The sequence below is a fragment of the Actinomadura sp. K4S16 genome (assembly GCF_008327685.1).
In the GTDB taxonomy this organism is placed as follows: Bacteria; Actinomycetota; Actinomycetes; order Streptosporangiales; family Streptosporangiaceae; genus Spirillospora.
In genome coordinates this window covers 567,715-594,165 of sequence record NZ_BDDE01000013.1, presented here as the reverse complement: position 1 = coordinate 594,165, position 26,451 = coordinate 567,715, and the positions used below count along the sequence as shown (strand labels likewise).

Genomic DNA, 26,451 nt, shown 5'->3' with positions numbered 1-26,451 from the left:
CAAACTCATGGAGGAGACCGTGAAGCTCGACAACTACGAGTGGCAGTCAGAGTTCGCCATCAGCCACCGCGCCGAGGGCCGTGCTGAAGGCGAGGTCAAGGGGGAGAGCAAGGCGCTTCTGCTCATGCTGGAGGCGCGTGGGGTCGATGTGCCTGAGGACGTTCGCAGGCGCGTCGAGGGGTGCACCGACCTCGAGCAGATCGAGCGCTGGATCCAGCGTGCCGTGAGTGCCGACACGGCTGAAGACCTCTTCAGCTGACGTGTGAGTCGGCGTCGTCGGCGGGCGGGGGCCCGCGTGGCGGTGGGGTCAGCCCAGTCTTACGCGGGGGTCTATTACCGCGTAGAGCAGGTCGACGATCAGGTTGAGCAGGACGATCGAGGCGGACGTCAGCAGGGTTACGCCCAGCACCATCGGTAGGTCGCCGCTCTTCACCGAGGTGAGCGCGAGCTGGCCCAGGCCGGGGATGCTGAAGGTGTTCTCGGTCAGCACCGCGCCGCCGAGGAGCAGTCCGAGGTCGAGGCCGAAGACCGTGATGATGGGGGTCAGGCAGGCGCGGAGCGCGTGCCTGGTGACGACGAACGTCTCCGGGAGCCCCTTGGCGCGGGCGGTGCGGATGTAGTCCTCGTTCATCGTCTCCAACATGCCCGCCCTCGTGAGCCGCGCGTACATGGCCGCGTAGAGGAAGGCGAGCGTCACCCAGGGCAGTACCAGGGCCTCGAACCACGTCACGGGATCGTCGGTCAGGGGCCGGTAGCTGCCCCCGCCGGGAAAGATCTTCAGGATGTAGGAGAACAGCGCCAGGGAGACCAGGCCGGTGAAGTAGATGGGCAGCGACACGCCGCCCAACGCCATGATCATGGCCGTCCGGTCCCATGCCGATCCCCTGCGCAGGGCCGACAGGACCCCGGTGGCGATGCCGCCGGCGAGCCAGAGGAGCGCCGCGCCCAAGGCCAGCGACAGGGTCGCCGGCGCGCGGTCCAGCAGCGTGCCGAGGACCGGCTGGCTGCTGCGGAACGAGTAGCCGAGGCACGGCGCCGGGCAGTGGTCGGTGACGGGCCCGGCGTCGTAGTCCGTACCCGCGACGATCGACTTCAGGTAGTTCCCGTACTGGACCACGACCGGCTTGTCGAGGCCGAGCCGTTCCCTGGTCGCCTCGATCGCGTCGGGGGTCGCGGCCCGGCCGACGTAGGCGGCGGCGATCTGGTCGCTGGTCTGCCCGGCCAGCTTCGGGATCCAGAAGAAGACGCCGAAGGTCACCAGGGTGATCAGCAGCAGCATGACGAAGGCGCCGACGAGGCGCCGGACGAAGTATGCGAACACGTTTGCCGGTCCCGTCCGGCCGGGCCGACCCGCCCACGCCACCGGGCGGCACCTTCACCTGCCTTCCGGGTCGAGTGCGCCGCCATCCGGCCCGGCGCCGGCGGGCGCGGCCGCCTCGACCGGCGCGCCCGCGCCGGGTCCGGTTCCCAGCATGCGCGTCCGGTTGATCAAGCGTGTCTCGGCGAAGTCACGGAACCGCTTCCCTCCGTTCGGCCGGAGGAGCCCGGGACTGTGGAAATCTCTTCATCCTCCCGGCCGAAGCTGGTCGTAAATCGACCTAGACTTTGCGCCCCGGGCCCGTCACGGGTCATGATTTGCCCCACACAGGTCCCATAAGTAAGTAATTACCCCGTGTGAACGGCGCGCAACGCAGGGGGACGGAGCTGGGAGGTTCTGTGGCGGACGACGGTTCGACCACCAGCGGGCGCCCGTGGGCGGATCTGCCGAGGGAACTGGCGGATCACATGCGACCCCATCTCGACGAGGTGGCGGACGACATGATCCAGGAGATTCAGACGCGCGTCAGGGAGTACGACCGGCCGGGGGACGGCTCCTATTCGGGGACCCTCCGGCTCGCCGTCGAGCGCGTGCTCCACTTCTTCGTGGAACGGGTGTCCGATCCCGGCCATGATCCCGCTCCGGTGACCGACTTCTTCCGCGCCATCGGCCGCGGCGAGGCGGGCGAGGGGCGCAGCCTCGACGCGATGCAGACGGCGATGCGGGTCGGCGGCATGGTGGCGTGGCGCCGGATGACCGAGGGCGCCGAGGCCCTGCAGGTGCCGCCGCGCACGCTCGGCGCCGTCGGCGAGGTCCTGATGCAGTTCCAGGACGAGTTGGCGCACGCCGCCGCCGAGGGCTTCTCGCAGGCCAAGGCGGCCGTCGCGGGCGAGATGCAGCGCCGCCGCAAGCGCCTGCTCGACCTGCTGTTCGCCGATCCGCCGGCCGCGCAGGAGGCGATCGCCGATCTCGCCGCCGCCGCCCACTGGCCCGTCCCGCGGACGGTCGCCGCGGTCGCGCTCGGCCGCCACCACGCCGACACGCGCCAGCCCGCGTTCCCGCCGGACGTGCTCGCCGACCTGACCCGCCGCACCCCCAGCCTGATCATCCCCGACCCGGACGGCCCCGGCCGCGCCAAGCTCGTCGACCGCGCCCTGTCCGGGACGCTCGCCGTGGTCGGCCCGACCGTCCCGCTGACGGAGGCGGCGCGCTCGATCCAGTGGGCGCGCAAGACGCTCTGCCTCGTCCAGCGCGGCGTGATCGAGGCGGACAGCGGCGTGATCCGCAGCGTGGAGCACATGTCCACGCTGATCCTCTTCCAGGACGAGGGGCTCATCACCTCGCTCGCCGACCTGCGGCTCGCGCCGCTCGCGCACCTGCGGGCCAGCCAGCAGGACCGGCTCGCCGAGACGCTGCTGGCGTGGCTGCAGTCGGGCCGCAACGCCAACGAGGTCGCGATGCGGCTGCACGTCCACCCGCAGACCGTCCGGTACCGGCTGCGCCAGCTGGAGGAGCTGTTCGGCGACCAGCTGCTGGACCCGGACCTGCGCTTCGACCTGGAGATCGTGCTGCGCGCCCGGGCGCTGCTGGCCGACAACGCGGGGGAGCGGCTCATGCCGCCGGCCCGCGCGGCGGTCGGGGACGCGGGCGAGGTCGTCAGCCTCCGCCGGAGCTGATCAGCTCCGGCGGGCGGCCCGCAGCCGCTCGGCGGTGGCGACGCGCTCGGCCAGCCGGGTCTGCGCGTCGCAGAGCAGCCACAGCTCGCCCTCGTCGGTCGCGACGATCTCCTCCAGGCAGCCGTTGAGGAGCTGGTAGTCCGACAGGGGGGTGACGCGGGTCGCGCGCAGGCCGCCGTCCGAGCGTTCACTGTGCCAGCCGGGCATGCACATGGTCGCCGACATGAAGCGGGGCTCCCTCGGTCGGTTTATGGTAGGTCTACCATAGAACCACCAAACACTGGCCACAATGCGTTAGCCGCAACCCCAAGAGGGTGCGGGCGCAAGTGGGATCTGTACGGTATGAGGTCAATGCACCGACCTGGAGCAGGATCTGGTATGCCGCGACCCCCCACGAAGGCACAGGCGATCAGCAACGCGCTCGCCGCCCGCATCGTCGAGGGCGAACTGGACCCCGCCGCCTGGCTGCCGTCCGAGCGCGAACTCGCGCGCGCCTACGAGGCCGACCGCTCGACCGTCCGGCGGGCGCTGCGGCTGCTGGCCGACCAGGGGCTCGTCCAGCTGCGGCACGGCGCGGGCGCGCAGGTGCGGACGGCTCCGCGGGTGCGGCGCGCGGCGGCCGACATCACTCGGCAGGTCGGAGAGTGGCGCGGGTTCCACGTGTCGGCGCGGCGGGACGGCCGCACGCCGTTCACCCGGACGGCCGTCGCCGAGGTCGAGGCCGACGAGCGGCTCGCGCCCCGCCTCGACGTCCCGGTCGGGACGCGGGTGCTGGAGCGGGCGCGCGTCCAGGGCGTGGAGGGGGAGCCGCCCGTCCAGACGGCGACGACCTGGGTGATCCTGGAGATCGTGGAGAGGATCCCGGTGCTGCGCCAGGTCGACACGGGCCCGGGCGGCATCTACTCGCGGCTGGAGGAGGCGGGCTTCCGCGTCACCTTCGAGGAGTCGGTGACGTGCCGGCTGCCCCGCGTGGACGAGCAGCGGACGCTGGAGATCGGGTCCGACCAGCCCGTCCTGACGCTGTGGCGGCGCGCCTACGACCAGGACGACCGGGTCGTCGAGGCCACCCACCGGGTGGTGGTCGGCGACCGGCACGAACTCGTCTACCGCTACGGGGCGGGCGCATGAGCGGGGACGAGCGGCCCGCGGTCCGGCAGGTCTCGTCCCGCGTGGTGTACGAGAACCCCTGGATGGTCGTCCGGGAGGACGAGGTCGAGCGGCTGGACGGCTCGCGCGGCATCTACGGGGTCGTCGACAAGCCCGACTTCGTGCTGGTCATCCCGGTGGAGGGCGACGGCTTCCACCTCGTCGAGGAGTACCGCTACCCGATCGGCAAGCGCACCTGGAACTTCCCGCAGGGCGCGCTCCCTGGCCGGCGGGAGGCCGACCCGGAGGAGCTCGCCCGGCGCGAGCTGGCCGAGGAGACCGGGCTGCGCGCCGGGACGCTGCGGCGCCTCGGCTACCTGAACTGCTCCCACGGGACGAGCGGTCAGGGCTTCACCATCTTCGTCGCGTCCGACCTGGAGGCCGGGGAGGCCGACCGGGAGCCCGAGGAGCAGGACATGCGGCAGAAGTGGGTGAGCGAGGAGGAGTTCAAGGCGCTCATCCGCGAGGGCCGCATCACCGACGACTCGACCCTCGCCGCGTACGCCCTGCTCACCATCGATCGGACCGGATAGTGGAGCAGTCGGCCGAGTCGTCGGCGGGGCGCTCCCCGAGGACGGCGCGGGCCCGGTCGCGCGCGAGGTTGGCGCTCATCGCGGGCTCGTCGTCCTCGAGGTCGTAGGCGATCTCGCGCAGCGCGCAGGAGCGCAGCGGCTCGGGCAGCCGGTCCAGGGCCGGGACGGCGTCGGCGGACAGGTTCCGCAGGTAGCCGACGTCGATCTTGCCGGTCTGCCGGTACCGGGCGACGTTGTGCTCGGCGATGAACCCGTCCGGGCCGACCAGCGCGAGGACGATCATCGCGGCGGCGCCGCTCCCGGCGACCGCCCTGGGCAGCCACGCGACACGTCCCCGGAGGACGCCGGCGAGCGCGACCATCGCCACGACGACGCCGAGCCACAGCTCGAACGCGTGCACCCACAGGCGCAGCCTCGTCCAGCCGTAGGTCTCCTCGTACAGGTACAGCCGGCGCAGCGCGACCGCGACGACGACGAGGGTCAGCGCGCACAGCAGCCCCAGCAGGGTCTGGACCGTGACGCGGTCGCCCTTGCCGCCGGACGGCGCGTACCGCTTGGCGACGGCGACGACCGCCAGCACGAGCACCGTCGCGACGACGAGCTGGAAGAACCCCTGCCGGGCGTACTCGGCGTAGGTGAGACCGGTCGAGCGGAGCAGCTCGTCCTTGTCGTCTGCGAGGAAGACGCCGGCCTGGATCGCGCAGAACAGCAGGAAGAGCAGGTCGAGCGCCGCGATCGGCACGGCCCACGACCAGCGCCCGGCGGGCTTGCCGGGCTCCGGCCTCAGCAGGTGAAGCGGCGGCGGCGCCTGTCCGAGGAAGGCGGCGGAGCACGCCAGGACCAGGGTGAGGACGCCCGCGAACCCGTACAGCACGACGGTGCCGGGTGAGATCTCCGGGACGAGCCCGGACGCCAGGCTGCCGAACGCGGCGTCCGCGCCGACGAACAGCGCGCCGAACACGGCGACCAGCCCGCCCGCGATCATGCCCGTCCGCAGGATCGGCCACGCGTTGCCGCGCCCCGACGTCAGCGCGCCGTACGCGCCGCGCGTCGTCCACGGCACCATGCAGCCGACGGCCGGGATGACGGCGAGGCCGCCGAACAGGACCTCCGCCCAGGACCGTCCGCCGGACGTCCCGTAGGACCCCACGGCGACGGCGAGCAGGAGCGCCGGGACGACGACCCAGTCGGCGTCCCGGTAGGCGGCGGTCGCGGCCAGCCCCACCGACAGCAGGAGGAACGCCGCCCCGGTCCGGTTGACCGACGCGAGCCCGCGCCGCCCGCCGGACGCGGCGCGCATCCCCCGCCCGGCCGACCACGCCGCCGCGGCCGCCACGTAGGCGACGGCCGTCGCGGTGATGAGCACGCCCACGCCGAGGCCGTGCGCCATCGACGGGCCGAGCGTCACCGCGCCGATCAACGCCGTGACGAGCGCGCCCGCGGCCAGCGCCCCCGACATCGGCCGCGCCGGCCTCTTCCACCCGACGATCGCCTGCTCCAGCTTGGTCGGCTTGTAAACGACGGGCCGCGGCGGCGGACCCCCCGTCCCCACCGGATACCGAGGCGGTGGATAACCCCCCGCACGCGGCCCGAACGCCCCACCCGCCCCAGGCGCTGAAGGCGCAGGCCAGTCCCAAGAACCCGCACTGGGCGCGGAAGCCCCGCCGGGGGTGGGGGCCGCACGGGGGGCGGGGGCTTCACCGGGTGCGGAAGCCCCGCCGGGGGTGGAGACCGCGCCGGGGGTGGAAGCCGCGCCGGGCGCGGAGGCCCCGCCGGGTGCGGAAGCCGCGGGTGGTGTGGAAGGTGTGTCGGCGGTGGGTTCGGGCGGCGTGGCGGGCGGGGGTGGGGTGCTGGGAGGCGGCTCCGGGGCGGGGGCGGTGCCGGGTTCGGGGGGGTTGGCGGGCGGCGGGTCGTCGGACGGGTTCGTGGGGTGGTCGGTCATCGGGGGTCTCCGGGGATCGGGGGGATCACTACGCGGATCCGGCAGCCGGTGGGGGTGTCCATGACGGTGATGTCGCCGCCGTGCAGTTCGGTGGCCCAGTTGGCGATGGCGAGGCCGAGCCCGGTGCCGCCGCCGGGGGTGCCGGTGCCCGGCGCGGAGCCGCGGGAGAAGCGCTCGAACACGCGGGCGCGCTCCTCGGGTGGAATGCCTGGTCCCTCATCGGCTACTTCGATGATCAGACCACCGGAAGGGTTCGCGGAACGGGCCGTGACGGTGACGGGGCGGCCGGCCGGGCCGTGCCGGGCGGCGTTGTCGAGCAGGTTCGCGACGACCTGATGGAGCCGGTCGCGGTCGGCGGCGGCGCGCAGGCGGGGCGGGACGTCCGCCTCGAACAGCGTGTCGGGGCGGCCCGCCCGCGCCTCCGCGATGACGTCGGACACGAACGCGGCGATGTCGATGTCGGTCACGTCGAGGGCCGCCGCGCCCGCCTCGACGCGGGAGAGGTCCAGGAGCTGTGTGATGAGGCGTCCGAGGCGCTCGGTCTGGTCGAGGGCCGTCTCCAGGACGTCCGGCGTCGCGGGCGTGACGCCGTCCGCGACGTTCTCCAGCACGGCGCGCAGCGCGCTGAGGGGGGTGCGCAGCTCGTGCGAGACGTTCGCGACGAACTCGCGGCGCTGCCGGTCGACCTCGGCGAGGTCGGCGGCCATCCGGTTGAACGCCTGCGCCAGCTCCCCGACCTCGTCGCGCGAGGTGGCGCGGACCCGGCGGCTGTAGTCGCCGCGCGCCATCGCCCGCGCCGCCGCCGTCATCTCGCGCAGCGGCGCGGTCATGCCGTGGGCGAGCAGCTGGGTCACTACAAGCGAGATCAGCACGCCGACGGGCATCGTCTCCCGGGCGCGGAACCCGAACGGGTACCCCCACAGCACGATCAGCACGGCGACGCACGCCGTCACGACGACCACGACGCCGAGCTTCACCTTGATCGACCGGAGCGGGTCCAGCGGCCGGGGCAGCCGTGCCCACAGGCTGCGGGCGAGCCGGGCGCCCTCGGGGCGGGCGGTCCCCGTGCGGGTCACGGGGCGGCCTCCAGGCTGTACCCGACGCCGTGCACGGTCCGGATCAGCTCCTGCCCGAGCTTGCGGCGCAGCGCCTTGACGTGGCTGTCGACGACCCGCGTCCCGGACGCGTCCGCCCAGTCCCACACCTGCTCCAGCAGGACGGCGCGGGTGAGCACCGCCCCCCGGTTGCGCAGCAGGCACGCGAGCAGGTCGAACTCGGTCGGCGTGAGGTGGACCTCGCGGCCGTCGCGGCGCACCCGGCGGGCCCGCTGGTCGACCTCCAGGTCCCCGACGCGCACCGGCCCGTCGCCGCCGTCCATCGCGGGCCGCTCGACGCGGCGCAGCACGGCGCGGAGGCGCGCCACCAGCTCCCGCATGCTGAACGGCTTGGTCACGTAGTCGTCGGCGCCGACGCCGAGGCCGACGAGCAGGTCGGTCTCGTCGTCGCGCGCCGTCAGCATCAGCACCGGCACGGGACGCTCCGCCTGGACGCGCCGGCAGACCTCGAGGCCGTCGAACCCGGGGAGCATCACGTCCAGCACGACGATGTGCGGCTCGTACGCGCGGGCGCGCTCGACCGCCGCCGGCCCGTCCGCGGCCACCTCGACGGCGAACCCCTCGGCCGCCAGCCGGTCGGCCACCGCGCGCGCGATGGTCGGCTCGTCCTCCACGATGAGGACGCGCGTCTCGTTCTCGGTCACGGCACCCGACTCTAGAAGGACGGTTTGGGGGCGCCGAGTGTGATTTGTGCGGGAGCTGTGAAGATCCTCGGGTTACCAGGTGTGGACGGGCTCGTTGTCGCGCAGGTGCTCGACGTAGGCGCGGGTCATCATGCGCAGGGCGTCGTGGCGGCCGATGCCGTGCTCCTCCTCCAGTGCCTGGACGGTCTTGATCTGCCAGGCGGCGCCGGTCTGGCCGGTGACGCAGCGGCGCTCGATGATGCCGAGGAGGCGGTCGCGGCGGGCGGGGTCGACGCCCCAGCGGTCGAGGCCCTCGTGGGCGAGCGGCAGCAGCTTGCGCAGGACGAGTTCGGAGGCGGGCACCTCGCCCATGCCGGGCCAGTAGAGGGTCGATTCGAGGCCGTCGCGGGCGGCGCGGTGGAGGTTCTCCTCAGCGGTGGCGAAGGACATCCGCGACCAGACGGGACGGTCCTCCTCGGCGAGCATCCGGACGACGCCGTAGTAGAAGGCGCCGTTGGCGACGACGTCGGCGACGGACGGCCCGGCGGGCAGGACGCGGTTCTCCACGCGCAGGTGCGGGCGGCCCTTCACGACGGCGTAGATGGGCCGGTTCCAGCGGTAGATCGTCCCGTTGTGGAGGGTGAGCTCGCCGAGTTCCGGTATGCCGCCCTGGTCGAGCACCTCGCGGGGGTCCTCGTCGTCGCACAGCGGCAGCAGGGACGGGAAGTAGCGGGTGTTCTCCTCGAAGAGGTCGAAGACGGAGGTGATCCAGCGTTCGCCGAACCACACCCGGGGGCGGACGCCCTGCGTCTTCAGCTCGTCCGGACGGGTGTCGGTGGCCTGCTCGAACAGGGTGATGCGGGTCTCGTGCCAGAGCCGGTGCCCGAACAGGAACGGGGAGTTGGCGCCCATCGCGACCTGCGCGCCCGCGACGGCCTGGGCCGCGTTCCAGTACGCGCCGAACTCGTCGGGGCTGACCTGCAGATGGAACTGGACGCTGGTGCAGGCGGCCTCGGGGATGATGGTGTCGGTGTGCATGCGCAGGGGCTCGGGGCCGTCGATGGCGATGCGCATCTCCTCGCCGCGCGCGGCGAAGATCTCGTCGTTCAGCATCTTGTAGCGCGCGTTCGACGACAGGGTCTCCTCGCCGATGTCGGTGCGCCGCAGGGTGGGCAGTATTCCGATCATGACGAGCCGCCCGCCGACCTCGCGGGCCCGGTCGTCGGCGTGCGCGAGGTGGTCGCGGACCTCCGTCTCCAGGGCGCCGGTGCCCTCCCCGCCGAGCTCGCGGGGCGGAATGTTGATCTCAAGGTTGAACTGACCGAGTTCGGTCGCCCACGCAGGGTCCGCGATCGCCTTGAGCACGTCCGCGTTGCGCATCAGCGGATCGCCGAGCGAGTCGATCAGGTTGAGCTCGATCTCCAGGCCGATGTGCGGGCGCTCGAAGTCGAACTGGGATTCGCCCAGCATGCGGGCCAGCACGTCGAGGCACCTGCGCACCTTCTCGCGATACCGCCGCCGGTCCTCACCGCTGATGGCGACCGAAGCCACGTCCCTGCCCATGTGTCCGTCCCTGTACTCCGGAGGGAATCGTCATAAAACGGGATGTCCCAGTAGGCGAAGGTGAAAACACGGCGCGAAGTTTCGGGCTCCCCGTTTCGTGACCGGCCGGTACCGTGTGTCGTCGCGCCGGGAAACCGGTACGCCGGTCCTGGAGGCCCCATGCGCATGCGCCCCCGCTCCATCCGGGCCAGGGACACGCTCGTCGCCGCGGTGATCGCCGCGCTGGCCCTCGGAGTGACCGCGATCGGCGCGGACGTCGCCGTTCGCGGCGCCGTCGAGGCGGAACTGCTCCGCCGGACGCAGGTGGACGCACGGCGGGTGAGCGGCGGAGTCCGCGACGGGACGCTGGAGGGCGTCATCCGCGACGACACCCGCGGCCGGATCCTCATCCAGGTCGTGGAGCCCGGCGGGCGGGTGACGAATGCCACACCCCCCGGAACGGACAGACCACCGGTGAGCAGACTCTGGCCGCCGAGCAACATGCGCGTCCAGGACTTCACCGAGTGCCGCGGCCGGTGGCCGGACCGCGAGTGCCTCGTGGTCGAGGCGATCCGGGTCAGCACCGCGCCCGACTCCGTGGTCGTGTACGCGGCCGCGCGGCAGCCGTCGTATCTGGTGAACGGGCTGCTGGAGGCGGTGCTCGGCGGGGGCGTGCTGCTGCTGGCGGCCGTCGCCGCGTGGATCACCTGGCACGTCGTCGGGCGCACCCTCGGCCCGGTCGAGGCGATCCGGGCCCAGCTCGCGGAGATCAGCGCCACCGACCTCAGCCGCCGGGTGCCGCAGCCGCCGGGCCAGGACGAGATCGCGCAGCTCGCCCGCACCGCCAACGAGACGCTCGACCGGCTGGAGCGGGCCGTCGCGCGGCAGCGGCAGTTCGCCTCGGACGCCTCGCACGAGCTGCGCACCCCGATCGCCGGGCTCCGGGCCAACCTGGAGGACGCCTCGATGCACCCGGAGGACAACGACCTGCGGGGCGTCGTCGAGTCGGCGCTGCGCGACACCGACCGGCTGGAGTCGATCGTCACCGACCTGCTGCTGCTCGCCCGCATCGGCACCGGCGGGAGCACCGTGCAGGAGCCGCTCGACCTGTCCGCGCTGGCCGCCGCCGAGGTCGGCCGCCGCACGTTCGAGGTGAAGATCGTCACCGAACTCGCGCCCGGCGTCATGGTCCGGGGGGTGCGCATGCAGCTCGTCCGGCTGCTGGGCAACCTGCTCGACAACGCCGAGCGCTACGCCGAGTCCCGCGTGACGGTGGAGGTGGGCAGGCGGGCCGGCCGGGCGCTGCTCGTCGTCACCGACGACGGCATCGGCATCGCGCCCGCCGACCGGGAGCGCGTCTTCGAGCGCTTCACCCGCCTGGACACCGCGCGCAGCCGCGACGCCGGCGGCGCGGGCCTCGGCCTCGCGATCGCCCGCGAGATCGCCCAGGCCCACGGCGGGACGCTGCGGATCGAGGACCACCCCTCCGGCGCCCGCTTCGCCCTCCGCCTCCCACTGGACTAGCGGCCCGCTTAGGAGACGGCGCCCTCCTTGGGGAGGCAGCCCCTCGGAGCGAGGGCCTCAAAACGGTCGGCTGCCCTGGACGGCGGGCTGCTCCGGAGCGAAGGCGCCTTGGCTTGCGGCCCGCCCCGGAACGGCGGAAGGGCCGCCCGGGTGGGCGGCCCTTCCGGCGATGGGGGGATGCTCAGGCGCGGACGGCCTGGATCTCCAACTGGATCTCGACCTTGTCGCCGAGCAGGGCCTTGTCGCCCTTGAGCGGGACGTTGAACTCGATGCCCCAGTCCTTGCGGCTGATGGTGGTCCCGGCGGAGAAGCCGGCGCGCGTGCCGCCCCAGGGGTCCTCGCCGACGCCGTTGAACTCGACCGTGAGCGTGACCGGACGGGTGACGCCCTTGATCGTCAGGTCGCCGTCCAGGAGGTACTCGCCGTCCTCCTCGCGGACGCCCTTGGTCGCGAACGTCATGGTCGGGTACTTCTCGACGTCCAGGACCTCCGCCGTGCGCATGTGGGCGTCGCGGTCGGCGTGGCGGGTGTCGATCGAGGCGACCTGGATCTCCGCGACGGCGGTGGACTCGGCAAGCTCCTCGGCGATCTGCACGGTGCCGGTGAAGTCGGTGAACGTGCCGCGCACCTTGGTCATCAGGTGCCGGATCACGAAGGTGACCTCGGAGTGGGCAGGGTCGATGTTCCAGGTGCCTGCGGTCAGTCCGGGGGCAACGGCGGTGATGCTCATGGTGACTCCGTCCGTGATGCTTGAAACTTCAACGACTTGTCGAAGGTTAGTTGAGTGTTCAAACAGCTGTCAATCCCGGCTTGTTCCCGGTCCTGCCGCCCTCTTCGAAGCCGGCCGAACGGTACGCAGTGCGATCCGTCCCGCACACCGTGCAACCCCTGCGGCCCCTCGTGCGTAGACAGCGGGCACAGAGGCGAGCCGGAGCCATCTCCGGCGGGATCACTTGGAGTCTTCGTGAGCGACGAACCACCGCGCGCCGCCGGGCGGACGGCCCTGACGGCGGCACCGGCCCTGCTGGTGACGGCCCTGCTCGTGACCGGATGCGGGGGAGGCGGCAAAGGGCCGTCCGCCGGCGCGACCCCCGCCGGGGGCCTGGACAAGCTGCCCCAGGCCACCACGTACACGACGCTGGACGACCTGCCGAAGGACGACGCGCCGTCCGCCAAGGGCGACGGGACCGTGGTGCACCCGCACGACACGGTCCCGGTGTCGGCGAAACCCGGCGCGCCCGCCGTGGCCGAACTGCCGAGCACCCAGCTCAAGGGCCCCACCTGGGTGCCCGTCGTGGAGAGCCGCCCCGGCTGGCGGCGCGTGCTGCTGCCGAGCCGCCCGAACGGCGTGACCGGCTGGATCCCCGACGCCGGCCTGAAGGCCGCGCGCAGCTCCAGCTCCGTCAACGTCGACCTCGGCGACCGGAAGATGACCCTGTTCCAGGGCGGCCGCCAGGTTGGCTCATGGTCCGTGGCGGTCGGTGCCCCGAAGACGCCGACGCCCACAGGACGGACGTTCCTGCTCGCCTCCCTCGCCCCTGAGAAGCCCACCTACAGCCCGCTGATCCTGCCCGTCGGCGCGCACTCCGCCACCCTCGACAGCTTCGGCGGCGGCCCCGGGACGGTCGCGTTCCACGGCTGGCCGACCAGATCGGTGTTCGGCAAGGCCGTCACGCACGGCTGCGTCCGGGTGCCCGCCGACGCGTTGAAGCGGCTCGCGAAGGTTCCGCTCGGCACGCCCGTCCTGATCACGGACTGACGGCCGTCCGGTCGTCCGGCCCCGCGGCCGGACCGCTCACCGTCCCACCGGCCCTCGACATCCCATCGACTTCCACCATCCCCGCGAATACGAACCCCTGAAGGAGAGAACCGTGCGTTTGCAGGCACTCACCAAGTGCGCGGCCGTCGCCGGCGCGCTGGCCCTGCCGTTCGGCCTGTCGGCCTCCCCCGCCTCCGCCGCCCCGATCGCGTCCCCCGGCGGCGTCGGCTCGGCGGTCGCCGTCTCCGCCACCGGCTCCGTCGTCGTCCCGCCGACGTCCTCGGTGGCGTCCTCGGCGCAGCGGCCCGTTCGCAAGAGCGCGGCCGAACTGCCCGCCAACCCGCTGATCGAGGCACACCTGCTGAACGGCGCCGCCTGGGCCGGGCACGGCCGCGCGTCCGTCGCCGACGTGCGGGTGGCCAAGCTCGGCCTGGCCGCGCACGCCGTCACCGCCATGTGCGAGAACGGCAAGGGCGTCTCCAACGTGGTGAACGCGACGCTCGGCACCCGGGCGCTGCGGATCGGCGCGACGCCCAACACCACCGTCACCACCGACCTGAAGGGCCTCGGCGCCGTCACGGTCACGCTGAACAAGCAGGTCCGCGGGCACGACGGGAACCTCACCGTCACCGCCATCGAGGTGTCGGCGACCCTGGCGGGCAAGACCCAGACGATCAGCATCGCGTCCGCCACCTGCGGCAAGGCCGGCGGCGGAGGCGGGCAGCCCGGCCAGCCGTCGCAGCCGGCGCAGCCGGGCAAGCCCACGCCGTCCCCGGCCCCGCCCGGCGAGGCCCCCGCCCCGACCCCGGTCCCCGGCGACCTTCCCGTCACCGGCTGAGCCGAGCCAACCCCGGGCCGGGGTCCGTGCGATGCGACGCGCGGGCCCCGGCCTTTCGCTTTCGAGCCCGGCCCGTCGCAGTCAGTCGGCGGGGCGCCCGAAGGCCACGCGGTAGTCCTTCGGGCGCCGCCCGGTGTGCTTGGCGAAGAGGGCGGCGAAGGTTCCGGGGTCCCGGTACCCGACGGCTGCGGCGATGGCGGCGACCGTCCGGTCGGTGGTCTCCAGGAGGTGGCGGGCTCGCCGGACGCGGGCCGACTGGAGGTACTCGAGGGGGCTCTGGCCGGTCTCGTGGGCGAAGCGCCGCAGCAGCGTCCGGGTGCTGACGCTGAACGCCTCCGCCAGCACGGCGAGGTCGTACCGGGCCGCGAGGTTCTGGTCGAGCCGCCGCATGACCCTGCGGGAGAACTCGTGCCCGGGCTGCGGAAGGAGGCGGGCGTCGACGTAGGGGGCCTGGGACGAGCGCGCGTCGTCCACGAGCGCCATCCGCGCGGTCGCCCGCGCCACGCGGGCACCGCTGTGCCGCCGGACGAGTTGCAGCGCGAAGTCGTACATGGCGCTGAAGGCCGCAGTCGTCGTCACCCCGGAATCGGTGACCACCAGGAGGTCGGACCGGACGTCGGCGTCCGGGCAGCGCCGGGCCAGCTCGTCCGCGAACAGCCAGGCCGTCGTGGCGCGGCGCCGGTCCAGCAGCCCGGCCTCGGCGAGCAGGAACGCCCCGACGCAGATCGAGACGACGGCGCCGCCGCCCGCGGCGTGCGAGCGGATCGCCGCGATCTCCGGGGCCAGCCCCGCCAGCCTCGCGTCCACGTCGAGCGCCCGGTGCAGCTCGAACCCCGGGACGACGAGCACGTCGGTCTCGCGGAGCGGGGCCACGGCCAGCGCGACGCCGCCGGAGGCGACGACGCGGCGGCGGGGCGACAGCACCGCCACCTCGTACCCGGCGCGGTCCGGACCGGCGACGTGCCCGGCCATCGTCAGCAGGTCGGGGACGCCGAACACCTCCGACGCGAAGCAGCCCGGATAGGCCAGCACGCCGACCCGCAATGCGCCCACGCTCGCCTCCCGCCGCTTGCCGCCGATGGCGAGATTACCCCCGGACATGGCGATCTGGCCTCTCCCCGCGCCGTCCGTCCCCCGGCCACGCTGTCCCCATGGAAATCAACGACTCCATCAGCACGCACGAGGCAACCGGCCCTGACGAGGGCGTCGGCGAGGCCGCAGGCGCTGACGACCGTCCCGAAACCGGGCATCTCGACGACCCGATCACCGATTTCGACCGCCGGTACGTGGACGTGGACGGGGTGGTGAAGACGGTGTACGTCGCGGGTACCGGTCCCGCCGTCGTGCTGATGCCCGAGATGCCGGGCATCAGCCCGGACGTCCTGCGGCTGGCGCGGTGGGTGCGGGACGCGGGCTTCACCGTCCACGTCCCCTCGCTCTTCGGCCGCGACGGCGCCTACCCCACGGTCGAGGACGGCGAGCGGATCGTCCGCCGGACCTGCGTGAGCGCCGAGTTCCGGGCGTTCGCCGGAGGCGGGACCAGCCCCGTCACGGCGTGGCTGCGCGGGCTCGCCCGGCAGGCCCACGCCGAGTGCGGCGGCCCGGGGGTCGGCGCGATCGGGCTCTGCTTCACCGGCAACTTCGCGCTCACCATGGCGCTCGAACCGGCCGTCATCGCGCCGGTCGTCAACCACCCGTCACTGCCGCTGGACGACCCCGCCGGCCTGGAACTCGGCGACGACGACGCCCGTGCGGTCAAGGAGCGCGTCGCGCGCGACGGGCTGAAGGTCCTCGCCTACCGCTTCGAGGGCGACCGCTGGTGCACCGGCCAGCGCTTCGCCGCCTACCGGGCCCTGCTCGGGGACGCCTTCGACGGCCGCGTCCTCCCGGCCGGCGCCGCGAGCACCGACCCGCCGCCGTTCTTCCGCGACGTGGTCGGCACCCCCCACAGCGTCGTCACCGCCCACCTCGTCGACGAGGAGGGGCATCCCACGCTCCGCGCCAGGGACGAGATCCTCGCCTACCTGGCCGAGCGACTGAAGCCCTAGAGGCCGTGCTCCCAAGAGCGCCGGCCTCGAACGCACGGCGCTCGCGGCGGCCGGTCACCGCGAGCCGCCATGGTCCTTGCCGGAGCGGTCCGGCCGGTTCACTTGCCGGAGATGCTCCACGCGCCTTCGCCGTCCGCGGCGGCGTCGCCGAAGGCGGTCCACGCGGTGTCGTCGACCTTGAAGGCGTCGAGGAGGTAGGCGGAGACCGCATCGGCGACGAGGGCGACGCGGGCGGGGTCCTCGTCGGTGGTCTCGGCGACCGCTTCGCCGGCGACGCCGCCCAGGGTGTGCTCGCCCTCGGCGACGACGAGCAGGCTCTTCGGGGACGGGCTGAGGTGGTAGGCGTCGGTGAACCACTCCGGCCCCCGGGTGGAGAGCCGCGACCGGTCCTCGCCGCCCGCGACGACCAGGGCCGGGGTGGTCATGGTGGAGTAGTCCGGCCTCATGAACGGAAGGTGTTCGGCGGCGAACGGGGTGAGCGAGTCGCCGGTCCCGGTCGCGGCGATCAGCGCGCCGGCCGAGACCGCGGAGTGGGAGAAGTCCTCTCCGGCGACGCCGTCGGCGTCGAGCACGCGCGCGCCGAGGACCGCGCCGGCGGTCTGGGCGCCCCAGGAGTGGCCGACGACCGCGATGCGCTCGCGGTCGACGCGGGTCTCCAGGCCGCCGGCCTGGAGGAGGATGTCGCCGAGGCCGTCGAGGACCGCGTGGAGATCGGAGATCCGGACGCGCCAGATGGTGGGGAAGCGCGGGTCGTCCCAACCGATGGCGTTGCGGCGGGAGTCCAGGTGGGTGGGCTGCACCACGATGAATCCGGCTGCGGCCCAACGGTCGACGAGGGGCTCGTACGCGTCCAGGGACCATGCGTTGCCGTGGGAGAACACGATGACCGGCAGGTCCCGGCCCGACAGCGGGGCGGTGACCTTCACCTGCAGGTCGACGCCGCGGCCGGGCGCGGGGACGGTGATGGGCTTGACCGAGACGATCCGCTGGTCGAGCTGACGGTGGGACATGGGAGACCTGCGCTTCCTCCGTGGGACCGCTCTGCCATAATTTGGCGGAGCGTTGTTCCGCCAAAGTAGCGGAACATTGTTCCGCGAGCAAAAGGAGGGTCCCGTGCCGGAACCGGTCGGAGTGCGCCGGGCACAGGCGCAGCGCACCCGCAGCGGCGTGCTGGCGGCCGCGGCTGCGGTCTTCGTGGAACAGGGCGTCCAGGCCCCTGTCCGCGACATCGCCGAACGCGCCGGCGTCGGCGTCGGCACGATCTACCGGAACTTCCCGACCCGGGCGGATCTCGTCACCGCCGTCTACCGGCACCAGATCGACACGGCCGCCGCACTCGCCCCCCGGCTCCTGGAGGAGTCGGCCTCCCCGTTCACCGCCCTGACCCGCTGGGTGGACGCGTTCGTCGAGTTCCTGGTGACCAAGCACGGCCTCGGAGCCGCCCTGGGGTCCGGCGATCCAGGGCTGGAGAACCTCCACGCCCTGATGCTCGACACCCTGGTCCCGGCCTGCGCGACGTTGCTCGAGGCATGCGCCGCCGCCGGCGAACTCGGCCCCGACGTCACCGCCTACACGCTCATGCGCGCCATCGGCAACCTCTGCATCACCGGCCCCGACTACGGGCAGGCCGAAGCCAGGCGCATGGTCGCCATCCTCCTCGCCGGATGCCGCCGCGAGGCATGAACCGGGACCATCGACTGTTCCAGCTCCGCCTTCGAAGGACGGCCTAGGACGCGGCGGCTTCGGACTCGGCGCCGAGGACGGGGTGCGCGCTGCCCTCCAGCAGGATCTTCGCCACGAGGGCCGGGTCGTCGGCCATGGGGACGTGGCCGCAGCCCTCCAGCCAGACGAAGCGGGCGTGGGGGAGGCGGCGCTGGGCGCGGACGGCCTGGCTGCGCAGGAGCAGGCGGTCCTTCGTGCCCCACGCGATGGTGACGGGGACGTCCGCGCAGGAGCCGAGGAAGCGGGTGGTGCGCCCCGCGCGGAGGGTGGGCTCGAAGCCAGGGGCGTCGCGCATGGCGCGGGCGTCCCCCGCGAGGGTCTCGATGTCCATCAGGTCCGGACGGCCGTAGATCATGCCGAACATGAGGTTCCGGCGGCGCGGGGAGCGGGCCAGCCGGGTGAGGAACGTCTCGGGGACGCGGGCGCCGAGCCGCGAGGCGCGCAGCACCGACATGCCGTAGCGCAGTTCCAGGGCGTTGAAGAAGCCGGCCGGGGACAGGGCCGTCGCCGAGCTGGCGAGGCCGCGGTCGGCGGCTTCGAGGGCGAACAGGCCGCCGAGCGAGTTGCCCGCGATGTGCGGGCGGTCCAGCCCGAGGGCGGCGAAGGCCTCGCTGAGGGCGGCGACGGCCGCGTCCAGCGTGTAGGGGGTCCCGGCGGGCAGCGGCGGGGAGTCGCCGAAGCCGGGCAGGTCGATCGCGACGACGTCGCGCTCGGCGGCGAGCAGGTCCATGACCGGCTCCCAGCCCTGGCGGCGGTGGCCGATGCCGTGCAGCAGGACGAGGGGCGGACCCTCGCCGCGGCGCTCGTAAGCGATGTTCACCCGCGCTTTGTCCACGGGCGAAGGGTAGGCCGGAAGTTACTCAGCGGTCACTAGTGACGCTCGTCACGCGCACAGGGACGCCGTGCTCGCTCTCGCCGGGCTCGCTCGTCGCCGTGCGCAGCCGTCACTGCGTGCACTCGGCGGGGCGGCGGTGCTCCAGAGCGGCGCGCAGCTGGGCGCGGCCGCGGTGGATGCGGGAGCGGACGGTGCCGAGCTTGACGTTCAGCGTCGCGGCGATCTCCTCGTACGACAGGCCCTCGATGTCGCACAGCACGACGGCGGCGCGGTACTCGGGGGCGAGGCCGTCCAGCGCCTTCTGGATGTCGTGGTCGAGGTGCCGCTCGTCGTAGGCCTGCGCGGGGCCCGGCTCGCGGCCCTGCAGGCGCTCGGCGGCCTCGTCGCCGAGGGAGTCGAACCGGATGCGCTGCTTGCGGCGGGCGCGGTCGAGGAACAGGTTCGTCGTGATCCGGTGCAGCCAGCCCTCGAACGTGCCGGGGCTGTAGGAGGACAGGGAGCGGAACACCCGGATGAAGACGTCCTGGGTCAGGTCCTCGGCGTCGTGGCGGTTGCCCGTCAGCCGGTACGCCAGCCGGAACACCCTGGTCGAGTGCTCGCTGACGATCTCATCCCACGTCGGCGGGGTCCACGCCATCGCACCTGCGCTCACCACTACCCCCGTCTGATATTCAATCGTTACGGCCAAGCATGCCGGTACCCAGATAAGAGCCGTGTAAGAAGCATCCGCGTGGCCGGATCAGGCGGCGTGAGATGTGACTCATCTCATTGGACGGAATGTCGACAAGGATTGAGTCGGCGCCCGTCCGCATGGAGGATCAGGGGCAGTCCCCACCCCGACACGCGAGGACGTGGCATGGCGCGAAGCTACAACCTGGCCGACCTGCTCGAGATCCTGGCCGCGGCGGGGCCGGACCGCCCCGCCCTGGTCGCCGGCGACGAGCGGCGTACGTACCGGCAGCTCAGCGAGCGGGCGAGCCGGTTCGGGCACCATCTGGCGGAGGCCGGCGTCCGGCCGGGCGAGCACGTGGCGATCCTCGCCTACAACCGGGCCGAGTGGATCGAGGCGATGCTCGGCGCGTTCAAGGTCCGCGCGGTGCCGATCCCGGTGAACTTCCGCTACGTGGCCGCCGAGCTGCGCCACGTCCTGGCCGACTCCGACTCGGTGGCGCTGGTCGGGGAGCGCTCGCTGCTGGAGAAGGTCGAGGAGATCCGCGGCGAGCTGCCGGAGCTGCGGCACGTCCTCGTGCTGGAGGACGGCTCCGAGGCCGAGATCCCCGGCGCGGTCGAGTACGAGAAGGCGCTCGCGGCCGCCGCGCCGGACGACGACTTCCCCGAACGCTCCGGCGACGACCGCTACATCATGTACACGGGCGGCACGACGGGCTACCCGAAGGGCGTCGAGTGGCGCTGCGAGGACATCTTCTTCGGCGCGCTCGGCGGCGGGAACGTCCTCGGCGACCCCATCGGCAGCCCCGAGGAGCTGGCCGCCAACGCCGACCAGCCCGCGATGGCCGTGCTCGACTGCGCGCCCGTCATGCACGGCGCGGGGCAGTGGGTCGCGTTCATGGGCCTGTTCAGCGGCGCCAAGGTCGTCCTCTACACCGACCACGCGTTCGACGCGGACAAGGCCCTGCGGCTGCTCGCCGAGGAGCAGGCGAACGTGATGATGCTGGTCGGCGACGTCATGGCGCGGCCGGTCGCGAAGGCGCTCGCCTCCGGCGAGCACGACACGTCGTCGCTGATGGCGATCGCGTCCGGCGGCGCGCCGCTGACCGAGGGGGCCAAGGCCGCGCTGCAGGAGCACCTGCCGAACATCATGTTCCTCGACAACTACGGCGCGTCGGAGACCGGCGCGTGCGGCCCGTCCGTCGGCGCCAAGGAGGGGACGGCCCGGTTCATGATGAGGCCGGGCATCACCGTCCTCGACGACGACCTGAACGTCGCCCGGCCCGGCGAGATCGGCAGGCTCGCGCGCAGCGGCCACATCCCGCTCGGCTACTACAACGACCCCGAGAAGACCGCGTCGACGTTCTTCACCGCCCCGGACGGGACGCGCTGGTCGATCCCCGGCGACTTCGCGATCCTGGAGGAGGACGGGACGATCACCCTGCTCGGCCGCGGCTCCCTCGTGATCAACACCGGCGGCGAGAAGGTGTACCCGGAGGAGGTCGAGGTCGCGCTCAAGGACCACCCCGCCGTGGAGGACGCGGTCGTCGTGGGCCTGCCGGACGAGCGGTTCGGGCAGCGCGTCGCCGCCGTCGTCGCCCCGCGCCCCGGCGCGACGGTGACGCTCGAGGAGCTGACCGAGTACTGCCGCGGCCGCCTCGCCGGCTACAAGCTCCCGCGGCAGATGACCCTGGTGGACGAGGTACAGCGAACCGCCGTCGGCAAGTCGGATTACAAGTGGGCCAGAAGTTTGCTCGCGTAGCGTGCCGGTAACGTTACCCTGTATGGTCATTACCACGCTCGGGCGCATTTTCCTCGGCGGACGCCAGTCAAAAATCAATTGATGCCGTGGGAGCGTGCCTTGGGCACGTTCCGGCGATTACCCGCCCATGAGTGGGGATCGGCTGATACCGCTCGCGCGACGGTATCGCCTGCTCTCTGTCGTCGGCAGAGGCGGTATGGGCACCGTTTGGCGGGCGTATGACGAAATGCTTGACCGGGACGTCGCGGTCAAGGAGGTCCACCTTCCCCCGCGCATCACCGAGGGCGAACGCAGGGTGATGTGCAGGCGCCTGCTCTGCGAGGCCCGCGCGACGGCCGCGCTCCGGCATCCCGGCGTCGTCGCCGTGCACGACCTCATCATCGAGGACGGCCGCCCCTGGATCGTCATGGAGTTCCTGGAGGCGTGCTCCCTGCACAGGCTGGTCACGGAGGACGGCCCGCTCGGGGTGCGCCGGACGGCGGAGATCGGCGCGGCGGTCCTGTCGGTGCTCCGCGCGTCGCACGCGGCGGGCATCCTGCACCGCGACGTCAAGCCCAGCAACGTCCTGATCTGCGACGACGGGCGGGTCCTCCTCGGCGACTTCGGCCTCGCCGTCCACACCGGCAAGGGGCCGCAGCCCGCCGACACGCTGCTCGCGGGCATCGAGGGCTCGCCCGCGTACCTCCCGCCGGAGCGGGTGAACGGCCTGCCGAGCGTGGAGGCGTCCGACCTGTGGTCCCTCGGCGCGACGCTCTACACGGCGGTCGAGGGCTTCTCGCCGTTCCTGCGCTGCCACGCCCTGGCGTCGATGGTGGCGGTCCTCTTGGGCGACTACGCGCGCCCGGTCCGGGCCGGACCGCTGACCCCGGTCATCGAAGGGCTCCTGCGGCAGCGGCCGGAGGACAGATTGACGGCCGAGGCCACCGCGGAATTGCTGCAAAAGCTCATCGGAACCCTTCCGGAACCCGGTTTCACCAGGGCCCCGGTGCCGCATTCCCGCCGTTTCTCCGCGCACCGGGTCGTGCCGCGGCGCGCTTCGCGGGCGCTCGGCGGCTCCCGGGTGCCGAGGGAGGCGTCGGGCGCGCCCGTCCGGCGCGGGCCGCGCGTCCCGTGGACGCTGCGCGGCGGCGGTCCGTCCGGCAGCCCGCCGTGCGGTTCGCGGCAGGCGCGGTGGCGCGTCCCGGCGCTGCCGTCGCGCCGGCTGCGCCCGGGGGCGGTCGTCAGCGTGGCGCTGCTCGCGGCGCTCGCGGCGGGCGCGGGCACCTGGACGGCCCGGTGGACGTCGATCGGCAAGGGCGACTCGGTCGCGCTGCGTCCGGCGGCGGGCGTGTCGATGAAGACGGCGCGGTACCACGAGGCGGGCGCGTACTCGGTGCGGGTGCCGGCGGGCTGGCAGGCCGAGCGGCGCGGCAGCGTGATGACCTGGAAGGACGCCGAGACCGGACGGGGGCTGCGCATCGCCCCGGCTCCCGGCGACCCGCTGGCCGGGCTGCGCGCCGAGGAGCGCGGCGCGGTGAAGGAGCACCGCTATCCCGGCTACCGGCGGCTGCGACTGGAGCCGGTGCCCGAGGTCGTCGACGGCGCCGCCGAATGGGAGTTCACCTGGCGGGACGGAGGGCACGACGCCGTCCGGCACGTGCTGTGCGGCCGCGCGGCGGGCTACGAGTTCTGCTTCCACGCGCCCGACCCGGAGTGGACGCCGGGCCAGCGCCTCTACGACAAGATCCTCAAGTCCTTCAGGCCGGAGAAGCGCGGCTAGCGGTCAGGTGGTCTGCTGGAGGCGGAGCAGGAACTCGGCGTTGGAGGAGGTGCCCTTCATCTTCTCCAGGAGCTGCTCGACGGCCTGCTGCTTGTCCAGGCCCTGGAGGGCGCGGCGCAGGCGCCAGGAGAGGGCGAGCTCCTCGGGGGACATCAGCAGCTCGTCGCGGCGCGTGCCGGACGCCTCGATGTCGACGGCGGGGAAGACGCGGCGGTCGGCGAGGCTCCGGTCGAGCTTCAGCTCCATGTTGCCGGTGCCCTTGTACTCCTCGAAGAAGACGTCGTCCATGCGGGACCCCGTCTCCACCAGCGCGGTGGCGAGGATGGTGAGCGAGCCGCCGTTCTCGATGTTGCGGGCGGCGCCGAAGAACTTCTTCGGCGGGTAGATCGCGGTCGTCGCGACGCCGCCGGCGAGGATGCGGCTGCTGGAGGGCGCCGCGAGGTTGTAGGCGCGGCCGAGCCGGGTGATGGAGTCGAGCAGCATGACGACGTCGTGGCCCTGCTCGACGAGGCGCTTGGCCCGCTCCACGGCGAGCTCGGCGAGCGCGGTGTGGTCGCGCGCGGGACGGTCGAAGGTCGAGTGGATCACCTCGCCCTGCACGGTCCGCTGCAGGTCGGTGACCTCCTCGGGCCGCTCGTCGATGAGCACGACCATCAGGTGGACCTCGGGGTTGTTCTGCGCGATCGCGTTCGCGACGGCCTGCAGCACCATCGTCTTGCCGACCTTGGGCGGCGACACGATGAGCCCGCGCTGCCCCTTGCCGATCGGCGCGACCAGGTCGATGACGCGGGTCGCGAGCGGACCGGTGTCGAGGCGCAGCCGCTCCTCGGGGAACAGCGGGGTCAGCGCGCCGAACTCGGGGCGGCCGGCGGCCTCGGCGGGCGGGAGGCCGTTCACCGTCTCGACGCGGGCGAGGGTGGGCGAGTCGCCCCGGCCCTGCTTCGGGGCCCTGGCGAAGCCGGCGACCACGTCGCCGGGGCGCAGGTGGTGCGCCTTGACCTGGGCGAGGGAGACGTGCACGTCGTCCGGGCCGGCGAGGTAGCCGGACGTGCGGACGAACGCGTGCTTGTCCTGGACGGACAGGAGGCCCTGGAAGGGGACGGTCGGCGCGTCGTCGGCCGGGCGCCGTCCCTGCTGGCGCCCGTCCTTGCGGGCGCTCTGCGCGGAGACCGCGTGCGCGCCGCGGGCGGGGGCCTTGCGGCCCGCGGCGGGTTCTGATTCGAGGGTGGGGGCGGACATGAGGGTCCCTTCTCAGGCGGGCGCGCGGTGGTCGGCGCCGCCCGGAGTCGAAGTCCGCGTACGGCGGCGGAACCCGCGGCGCGTACGCGAGAGGAATGCGAGGTATGCAGCTCGGTTCACCGGGCTGACGTCGGCTCCCTTGTGCGGCGGCCCCGCACGCCGTGCGTGCCGGACCGGAAAGTCACCGGGCGCTCAGATGGCCCGGGCGGGGAAGAGACGTCCTCGACGCGAGTCGTGAGAATCCAAGGACGTTGCCATGACAGTACAGCAATCGGGGGCGCTTTCGCATTCCCCGAGCTCGGTGACGGCTTTCATGCGGATGTCCCCCTGCGTCCGTCCGGCGCCGCGGCTTCCCCCGGCCGCGCCGCCGGTCTCATCGGTGGCGATGCTGACGAGGGTTATGACTACCGGATCGGCCCCCAGGTTCCGGTGACCGTCCGGTGGCCGGTGCCGGACGGCGGGCGAATACGATGAGCCGCGCTGCTCAGGGGTGAGGGAGGACGATGGGCGAGGGGCTGCGGTTCGAGGTCGCCGGGGGCGTCGGGACGGTCGTGATCGACCGGCCGGCCAAGCGGAACGCCATGTCGGCGGACATGTGGCGGGCGCTGCCCGGCATCCTGGACGGGTTCGCCGCCGACCCCGCCGTCCGGGTCGTGGTGCTGACGGGCGCGGGCGGGAACTTCTGCGCGGGCGCCGACATCTCCGAGCTGGACGACATCCACCGCGACGACGACTCGCACCTGTCGACGGTCGCCGAGCGGGCGCTCGCCGCGTTCCGCAAGCCGACGCTCGCCGCGATCGAGGGGTACTGCGTGGGCGGCGGCTGCCAGCTCGCGGCCGCCTGCGACCTGCGGTTCGCGGAGCCGGACGCGCGGTTCGGGATCACCCCGGCCCGGCTCGGCATCGTCTACCCGGCCGCCGCGACGGCGCGGCTCGTCCGGCTGGTGGGCCCGTCGGCGGCGAAGTACCTGCTCTACTCCGCCGACCTGGTGGACGCTGAGCACGCCCTGCGCATCGGGCTGCTGGACGAGGTCGTCCCCGCGGGCGGCCTGCACGACCGCGTCGCCGCGTTCACCGAGACCCTCGCGTCCCGCTCCCTGCTCACCCAGCAGGCGACCAAGGACATCGTGGACGCCATCGTCGCCGCCGGCCCGGTGCAGGAGATGACGCAGCGGTGGCTCGCCGAGGTCGCCGCCAGCGGCGAGGTCGAGGAGGGCATCGCCGCGTTCCTCGAACGCCGCCCGCCCGAGTTCCCCTGGACGGCGCCCCTGCGGTGACGCGCGGGCGCCGAGGTCTAGGCGTTCAGCGCGGGCCAGGCCGACACGTCGCAAAACCGTCCCTCGGGGAGGCGGTGCAGGCGCCCGGCGGCGGCGTCCGGGTCGTCGAGCAGCCCGGCGGTGTCGGGGCGGCGCAGCTCGGCGAGCGGCAGCACCCCGCACACCAGCGACTCCGGCGTCCGCACCACGAGGAGCGGCCCGATCCGCGCGCCGCCCCGGTCGACGTCGCGGAGCGCGCCCAGCAGGGTCCGCGCCGGGCCGGTGGAGTCCACGCAGTGCTCGCGGAGCGCGGCCACCAGGTCGATGAAGTCGCGTTCCAGGGCGCGCGGGCTGCGTCCGGACAGGTAGTAGCGGTCCCCGTCGGTCAGCTCGACGCGCAGCCCGTGGTGTCCGGCGAACCGCTCGAACGGGCCGGTCAGCGCCGGCCGGTCTCCGGCCGGGACGACGGTGAGGGCCCCGGAGGCCAGGTCGGCGGGGTCGGCGCCGAGGGACGCGGCGACGGCCTGGTCGAGCCGCCCGACGAGGTGCCTGCGGAGCTCGGCCGTCTCGGCGGCCAGCCGCTCCACGGCCGCGCGCTGCTCCTCGGCCGCGTCCCGATGCTCCTTCAGCCGCCCGCTCACGTCCGGTACCAGCCGGTCGTTGATCTGCGTGACGAGCGAGCGGATCCGGGCGTCGGTCTCCTCCAGCGCCGCGCGGTCGCGCTCCTGGTCGGCGGCGAGCCCGTCGAGCCGCTCGCGCTGGGACGCGCGGAACTCCGCCAGCTCGTCGCGGGTGCCCTTGAGGGCGCGGAGCTGCGTGCGGATGTCGGCGATCTCGGGGGCGCCCGGCGTCCGCCCGCGCTCGAACGCCAGGTACAGCTCCCGCCCGGCGATCGCCAGGCACAGCAGAACGAGAATCACCGTCATCACGCCCTCCCCGGGCCTGCTCGCGGGGGAGACTATGCCACCGCCGCGCCCCGGAAGGAACGACCCGACGCCACGACTATGCGGCCTGCCGGGGACGATCCCCCACACTCCCGTGCACCCTGTGGGGGACACCCCCCACATCCCCGGCCGGCTCCGCTGGCCTGTGCAGCCTGTGGGGGCGACCCCCCACACCCCCCGGCTCGCTCCGCTCGGCTGTGC

Annotated in this window: 24 protein-coding genes and 1 pseudogene; 12 read left to right on the top strand and 13 right to left on the bottom strand. The window is 73.3% G+C overall.

Going from position 1 to position 26,451, the window contains the following annotated elements:
• Positions 1-19: 19 nt before the first annotated feature.
• On the top strand, positions 20-259 hold the full coding sequence (locus tag K4S16_RS17915; protein ID WP_149260064.1) for a hypothetical protein: 240 nt from the start codon (positions 20-22) through the stop codon (positions 257-259).
• 48 nt (positions 260-307) lie between these two features.
• Here K4S16_RS17915 and K4S16_RS17910 read toward each other — a convergent pair whose 3' ends face one another.
• Positions 308-1,321: an ABC transporter permease gene (locus tag K4S16_RS17910; protein ID WP_149260063.1), complete on the bottom strand. Its 1,014-nt coding sequence runs from the start codon at positions 1,319-1,321 to the stop codon at positions 308-310.
• Positions 1,322-1,785: 464 nt separating this feature from the next.
• On the opposite strand from K4S16_RS17910, the gene K4S16_RS17905 reads away from it, so the two are divergent.
• A complete protein-coding gene (locus K4S16_RS17905; protein WP_168221193.1) occupies positions 1,786-2,994 on the top strand; it encodes a PucR family transcriptional regulator in 1,209 nt (402 codons plus the stop codon).
• Here K4S16_RS17905 and K4S16_RS17900 read toward each other — a convergent pair whose 3' ends face one another.
• A complete protein-coding gene (locus K4S16_RS17900) occupies positions 2,995-3,219 on the bottom strand; it encodes a hypothetical protein (protein ID WP_149260061.1) in 225 nt (74 codons plus the stop codon).
• Positions 3,220-3,372: 153 nt separating this feature from the next.
• Between K4S16_RS17900 and K4S16_RS17895 the strand changes: the two genes are divergently transcribed.
• Both K4S16_RS17895 and K4S16_RS17890 read left to right on the top strand, forming a co-directional pair.
• A complete protein-coding gene (locus K4S16_RS17895; protein ID WP_160160943.1) occupies positions 3,373-4,122 on the top strand; it encodes a GntR family transcriptional regulator in 750 nt (249 codons plus the stop codon).
• A complete protein-coding gene (locus tag K4S16_RS17890; protein ID WP_149260059.1) occupies positions 4,119-4,673 on the top strand; it encodes an NUDIX hydrolase in 555 nt (184 codons plus the stop codon). Before K4S16_RS17895 ends, K4S16_RS17890 begins: the two co-directional genes overlap by 4 nt.
• Here K4S16_RS17890 and K4S16_RS17885 read toward each other — a convergent pair.
• The 4 genes from K4S16_RS17885 to K4S16_RS17870 all read right to left on the bottom strand — a co-directional run bounded on the left by K4S16_RS17885 (position 4,651) and on the right by K4S16_RS17870 (position 9,916).
• A complete protein-coding gene (locus K4S16_RS17885; protein WP_149260058.1) occupies positions 4,651-6,225 on the bottom strand; it encodes a DUF4153 domain-containing protein in 1,575 nt (524 codons plus the stop codon). The genes K4S16_RS17890 and K4S16_RS17885 overlap by 23 nt on opposite strands.
• A 386-nt stretch (positions 6,226-6,611) precedes the next feature.
• Positions 6,612-7,691, bottom strand: a complete 1,080-nt coding sequence (locus tag K4S16_RS17880) for a HAMP domain-containing sensor histidine kinase (protein ID WP_235036878.1) — start codon at positions 7,689-7,691, stop codon at positions 6,612-6,614.
• Positions 7,688-8,374 (bottom strand): response regulator transcription factor, encoded by a 687-nt coding sequence (locus K4S16_RS17875; RefSeq protein ID WP_149260057.1) that lies wholly within the window; start codon positions 8,372-8,374, stop codon positions 7,688-7,690. Before K4S16_RS17875 ends, K4S16_RS17880 begins: the two co-directional genes overlap by 4 nt.
• A gap of 72 nt (positions 8,375-8,446) precedes the next feature.
• Positions 8,447-9,916: a glutamate--cysteine ligase gene (locus tag K4S16_RS17870; RefSeq protein ID WP_149260056.1), complete on the bottom strand. Its 1,470-nt coding sequence runs from the start codon at positions 9,914-9,916 to the stop codon at positions 8,447-8,449.
• Positions 9,917-10,075: 159 nt separating this feature from the next.
• On the opposite strand from K4S16_RS17870, the gene K4S16_RS17865 reads away from it, so the two are divergent.
• Positions 10,076-11,419 carry a cell wall metabolism sensor histidine kinase WalK gene (locus K4S16_RS17865; protein ID WP_149260055.1) on the top strand — a complete coding sequence of 448 codons (1,344 nt, stop codon included), beginning with the start codon at positions 10,076-10,078 and terminating at the stop codon, positions 11,417-11,419.
• Between the two features lie 181 nt (positions 11,420-11,600).
• On the opposite strand, the gene K4S16_RS17860 is transcribed toward K4S16_RS17865, so the two are convergent.
• On the bottom strand, positions 11,601-12,149 hold the full coding sequence (locus K4S16_RS17860) for a YceI family protein (RefSeq protein ID WP_149260054.1): 549 nt from the start codon (positions 12,147-12,149) through the stop codon (positions 11,601-11,603).
• A 234-nt stretch (positions 12,150-12,383) separates the two neighbouring features.
• Between K4S16_RS17860 and K4S16_RS17855 the strand changes: the two genes are divergently transcribed.
• On the top strand, positions 12,384-13,178 hold the full coding sequence (locus K4S16_RS17855; RefSeq protein ID WP_235036877.1) for a L,D-transpeptidase: 795 nt from the start codon (positions 12,384-12,386) through the stop codon (positions 13,176-13,178).
• A 112-nt stretch (positions 13,179-13,290) separates the two neighbouring features.
• A complete protein-coding gene (locus K4S16_RS17850; protein WP_149260053.1) occupies positions 13,291-14,016 on the top strand; it encodes a choice-of-anchor P family protein in 726 nt (241 codons plus the stop codon).
• Positions 14,017-14,097: 81 nt separating this feature from the next.
• Here the strand turns inward: K4S16_RS17850 and K4S16_RS17845 are convergent, their stop codons facing one another.
• Positions 14,098-15,117, bottom strand: a complete 1,020-nt coding sequence (locus K4S16_RS17845) for a GlxA family transcriptional regulator (RefSeq protein WP_149260052.1) — start codon at positions 15,115-15,117, stop codon at positions 14,098-14,100.
• 50 nt (positions 15,118-15,167) lie between these two features.
• Here K4S16_RS17845 and K4S16_RS17840 point away from each other — a divergent pair, with 50 nt between their 5' ends.
• On the top strand, positions 15,168-16,064 hold the full coding sequence (locus K4S16_RS17840) for a dienelactone hydrolase family protein (RefSeq protein WP_235036876.1): 897 nt from the start codon (positions 15,168-15,170) through the stop codon (positions 16,062-16,064).
• Between the two features lie 98 nt (positions 16,065-16,162).
• Here K4S16_RS17840 and K4S16_RS17835 read toward each other — a convergent pair whose 3' ends face one another.
• Positions 16,163-17,074, bottom strand: a complete 912-nt coding sequence (locus tag K4S16_RS17835) for a chlorophyllase (protein WP_149260051.1) — start codon at positions 17,072-17,074, stop codon at positions 16,163-16,165.
• 103 nt (positions 17,075-17,177) lie between these two features.
• Here K4S16_RS17835 and K4S16_RS17830 point away from each other — a divergent pair, with 103 nt between their 5' ends.
• Entirely contained in the window at positions 17,178-17,747 is a 570-nt protein-coding gene (locus K4S16_RS17830) for a TetR/AcrR family transcriptional regulator (RefSeq protein ID WP_149260050.1), read from the top strand.
• A gap of 43 nt (positions 17,748-17,790) precedes the next feature.
• Here K4S16_RS17830 and K4S16_RS17825 read toward each other — a convergent pair whose 3' ends face one another.
• Both K4S16_RS17825 and sigE read right to left on the bottom strand, forming a co-directional pair.
• Entirely contained in the window at positions 17,791-18,621 is an 831-nt protein-coding gene (locus K4S16_RS17825; protein WP_235036875.1) for an alpha/beta fold hydrolase, read from the bottom strand.
• Positions 18,622-18,730: 109 nt separating this feature from the next.
• On the bottom strand, positions 18,731-19,258 hold the full coding sequence (gene sigE, locus K4S16_RS17820; protein ID WP_149260191.1) for an RNA polymerase sigma factor SigE: 528 nt from the start codon (positions 19,256-19,258) through the stop codon (positions 18,731-18,733).
• 219 nt (positions 19,259-19,477) lie between these two features.
• On the opposite strand from sigE, the gene K4S16_RS17815 reads away from it, so the two are divergent.
• Together K4S16_RS17815 and K4S16_RS17810 are read left to right on the top strand one after the other, a co-directional pair.
• Positions 19,478-21,052 (top strand): acyl-CoA synthetase, encoded by a 1,575-nt coding sequence (locus K4S16_RS17815; RefSeq protein ID WP_149260049.1) that lies wholly within the window; start codon positions 19,478-19,480, stop codon positions 21,050-21,052.
• 127 nt (positions 21,053-21,179) lie between these two features.
• The gene (locus tag K4S16_RS17810) at positions 21,180-22,811 is read left to right on the top strand and encodes a serine/threonine-protein kinase (RefSeq protein ID WP_149260048.1); all 1,632 of its coding nucleotides are present in this window, start codon (positions 21,180-21,182) and stop codon (positions 22,809-22,811) included.
• A 3-nt stretch (positions 22,812-22,814) separates the two neighbouring features.
• Here the strand turns inward: K4S16_RS17810 and rho are convergent.
• Positions 22,815-23,966 (bottom strand): annotated as a pseudogene (gene rho / locus K4S16_RS17805) (transcription termination factor Rho); the annotation flags it as partial.
• A 587-nt stretch (positions 23,967-24,553) separates the two neighbouring features.
• Between rho and K4S16_RS17800 the strand changes: the two are divergent.
• Positions 24,554-25,327, top strand: a complete 774-nt coding sequence (locus K4S16_RS17800) for an enoyl-CoA hydratase/isomerase family protein (protein WP_149260046.1) — start codon at positions 24,554-24,556, stop codon at positions 25,325-25,327.
• Between the two features lie 17 nt (positions 25,328-25,344).
• On the opposite strand, the gene K4S16_RS17795 is transcribed toward K4S16_RS17800, so the two are convergent.
• Entirely contained in the window at positions 25,345-26,232 is an 888-nt protein-coding gene (locus tag K4S16_RS17795; RefSeq protein WP_149260045.1) for a hypothetical protein, read from the bottom strand.
• Between the last annotated feature and the right edge of the window lie 219 nt (positions 26,233-26,451).

What these genes read in the sequence shown, in the direction of transcription:
- K4S16_RS17905 (WP_168221193.1), top strand. Translation starts at nt 1,786, where the DNA reads ATGCGACCCCATCTCGACGAGGTGGCGGACGACATGATCCAGGAGATT.
- K4S16_RS17900 (WP_149260061.1), bottom strand. Translation starts at nt 3,219, where the DNA reads ATGTCGGCGACCATGTGCATGCCCGGCTGGCACAGTGAACGCTCGGAC.
- K4S16_RS17895 (WP_160160943.1), top strand. Translation starts at nt 3,373, where the DNA reads ATGCCGCGACCCCCCACGAAGGCACAGGCGATCAGCAACGCGCTCGCC.
- K4S16_RS17890 (WP_149260059.1), top strand. Translation starts at nt 4,119, where the DNA reads ATGAGCGGGGACGAGCGGCCCGCGGTCCGGCAGGTCTCGTCCCGCGTG.
- K4S16_RS17870 (WP_149260056.1), bottom strand. Translation starts at nt 9,916, where the DNA reads ATGGGCAGGGACGTGGCTTCGGTCGCCATCAGCGGTGAGGACCGGCGG.
- K4S16_RS17865 (WP_149260055.1), top strand. Translation starts at nt 10,076, where the DNA reads ATGCGCATGCGCCCCCGCTCCATCCGGGCCAGGGACACGCTCGTCGCC.
- K4S16_RS17860 (WP_149260054.1), bottom strand. Translation starts at nt 12,149, where the DNA reads ATGAGCATCACCGCCGTTGCCCCCGGACTGACCGCAGGCACCTGGAAC.
- K4S16_RS17845 (WP_149260052.1), bottom strand. Translation starts at nt 15,117, where the DNA reads ATGTCCGGGGGTAATCTCGCCATCGGCGGCAAGCGGCGGGAGGCGAGC.
- K4S16_RS17840 (WP_235036876.1), top strand. Translation starts at nt 15,168, where the DNA reads ATGGAAATCAACGACTCCATCAGCACGCACGAGGCAACCGGCCCTGAC.
- K4S16_RS17835 (WP_149260051.1), bottom strand. Translation starts at nt 17,074, where the DNA reads ATGTCCCACCGTCAGCTCGACCAGCGGATCGTCTCGGTCAAGCCCATC.
- sigE (WP_149260191.1), bottom strand. Translation starts at nt 19,258, where the DNA reads ATGGCGTGGACCCCGCCGACGTGGGATGAGATCGTCAGCGAGCACTCG.
- K4S16_RS17815 (WP_149260049.1), top strand. Translation starts at nt 19,478, where the DNA reads ATGGCGCGAAGCTACAACCTGGCCGACCTGCTCGAGATCCTGGCCGCG.
- K4S16_RS17810 (WP_149260048.1), top strand. Translation starts at nt 21,180, where the DNA reads ATGAGTGGGGATCGGCTGATACCGCTCGCGCGACGGTATCGCCTGCTC.
- K4S16_RS17800 (WP_149260046.1), top strand. Translation starts at nt 24,554, where the DNA reads ATGGGCGAGGGGCTGCGGTTCGAGGTCGCCGGGGGCGTCGGGACGGTC.
- K4S16_RS17795 (WP_149260045.1), bottom strand. Translation starts at nt 26,232, where the DNA reads ATGACGGTGATTCTCGTTCTGCTGTGCCTGGCGATCGCCGGGCGGGAG.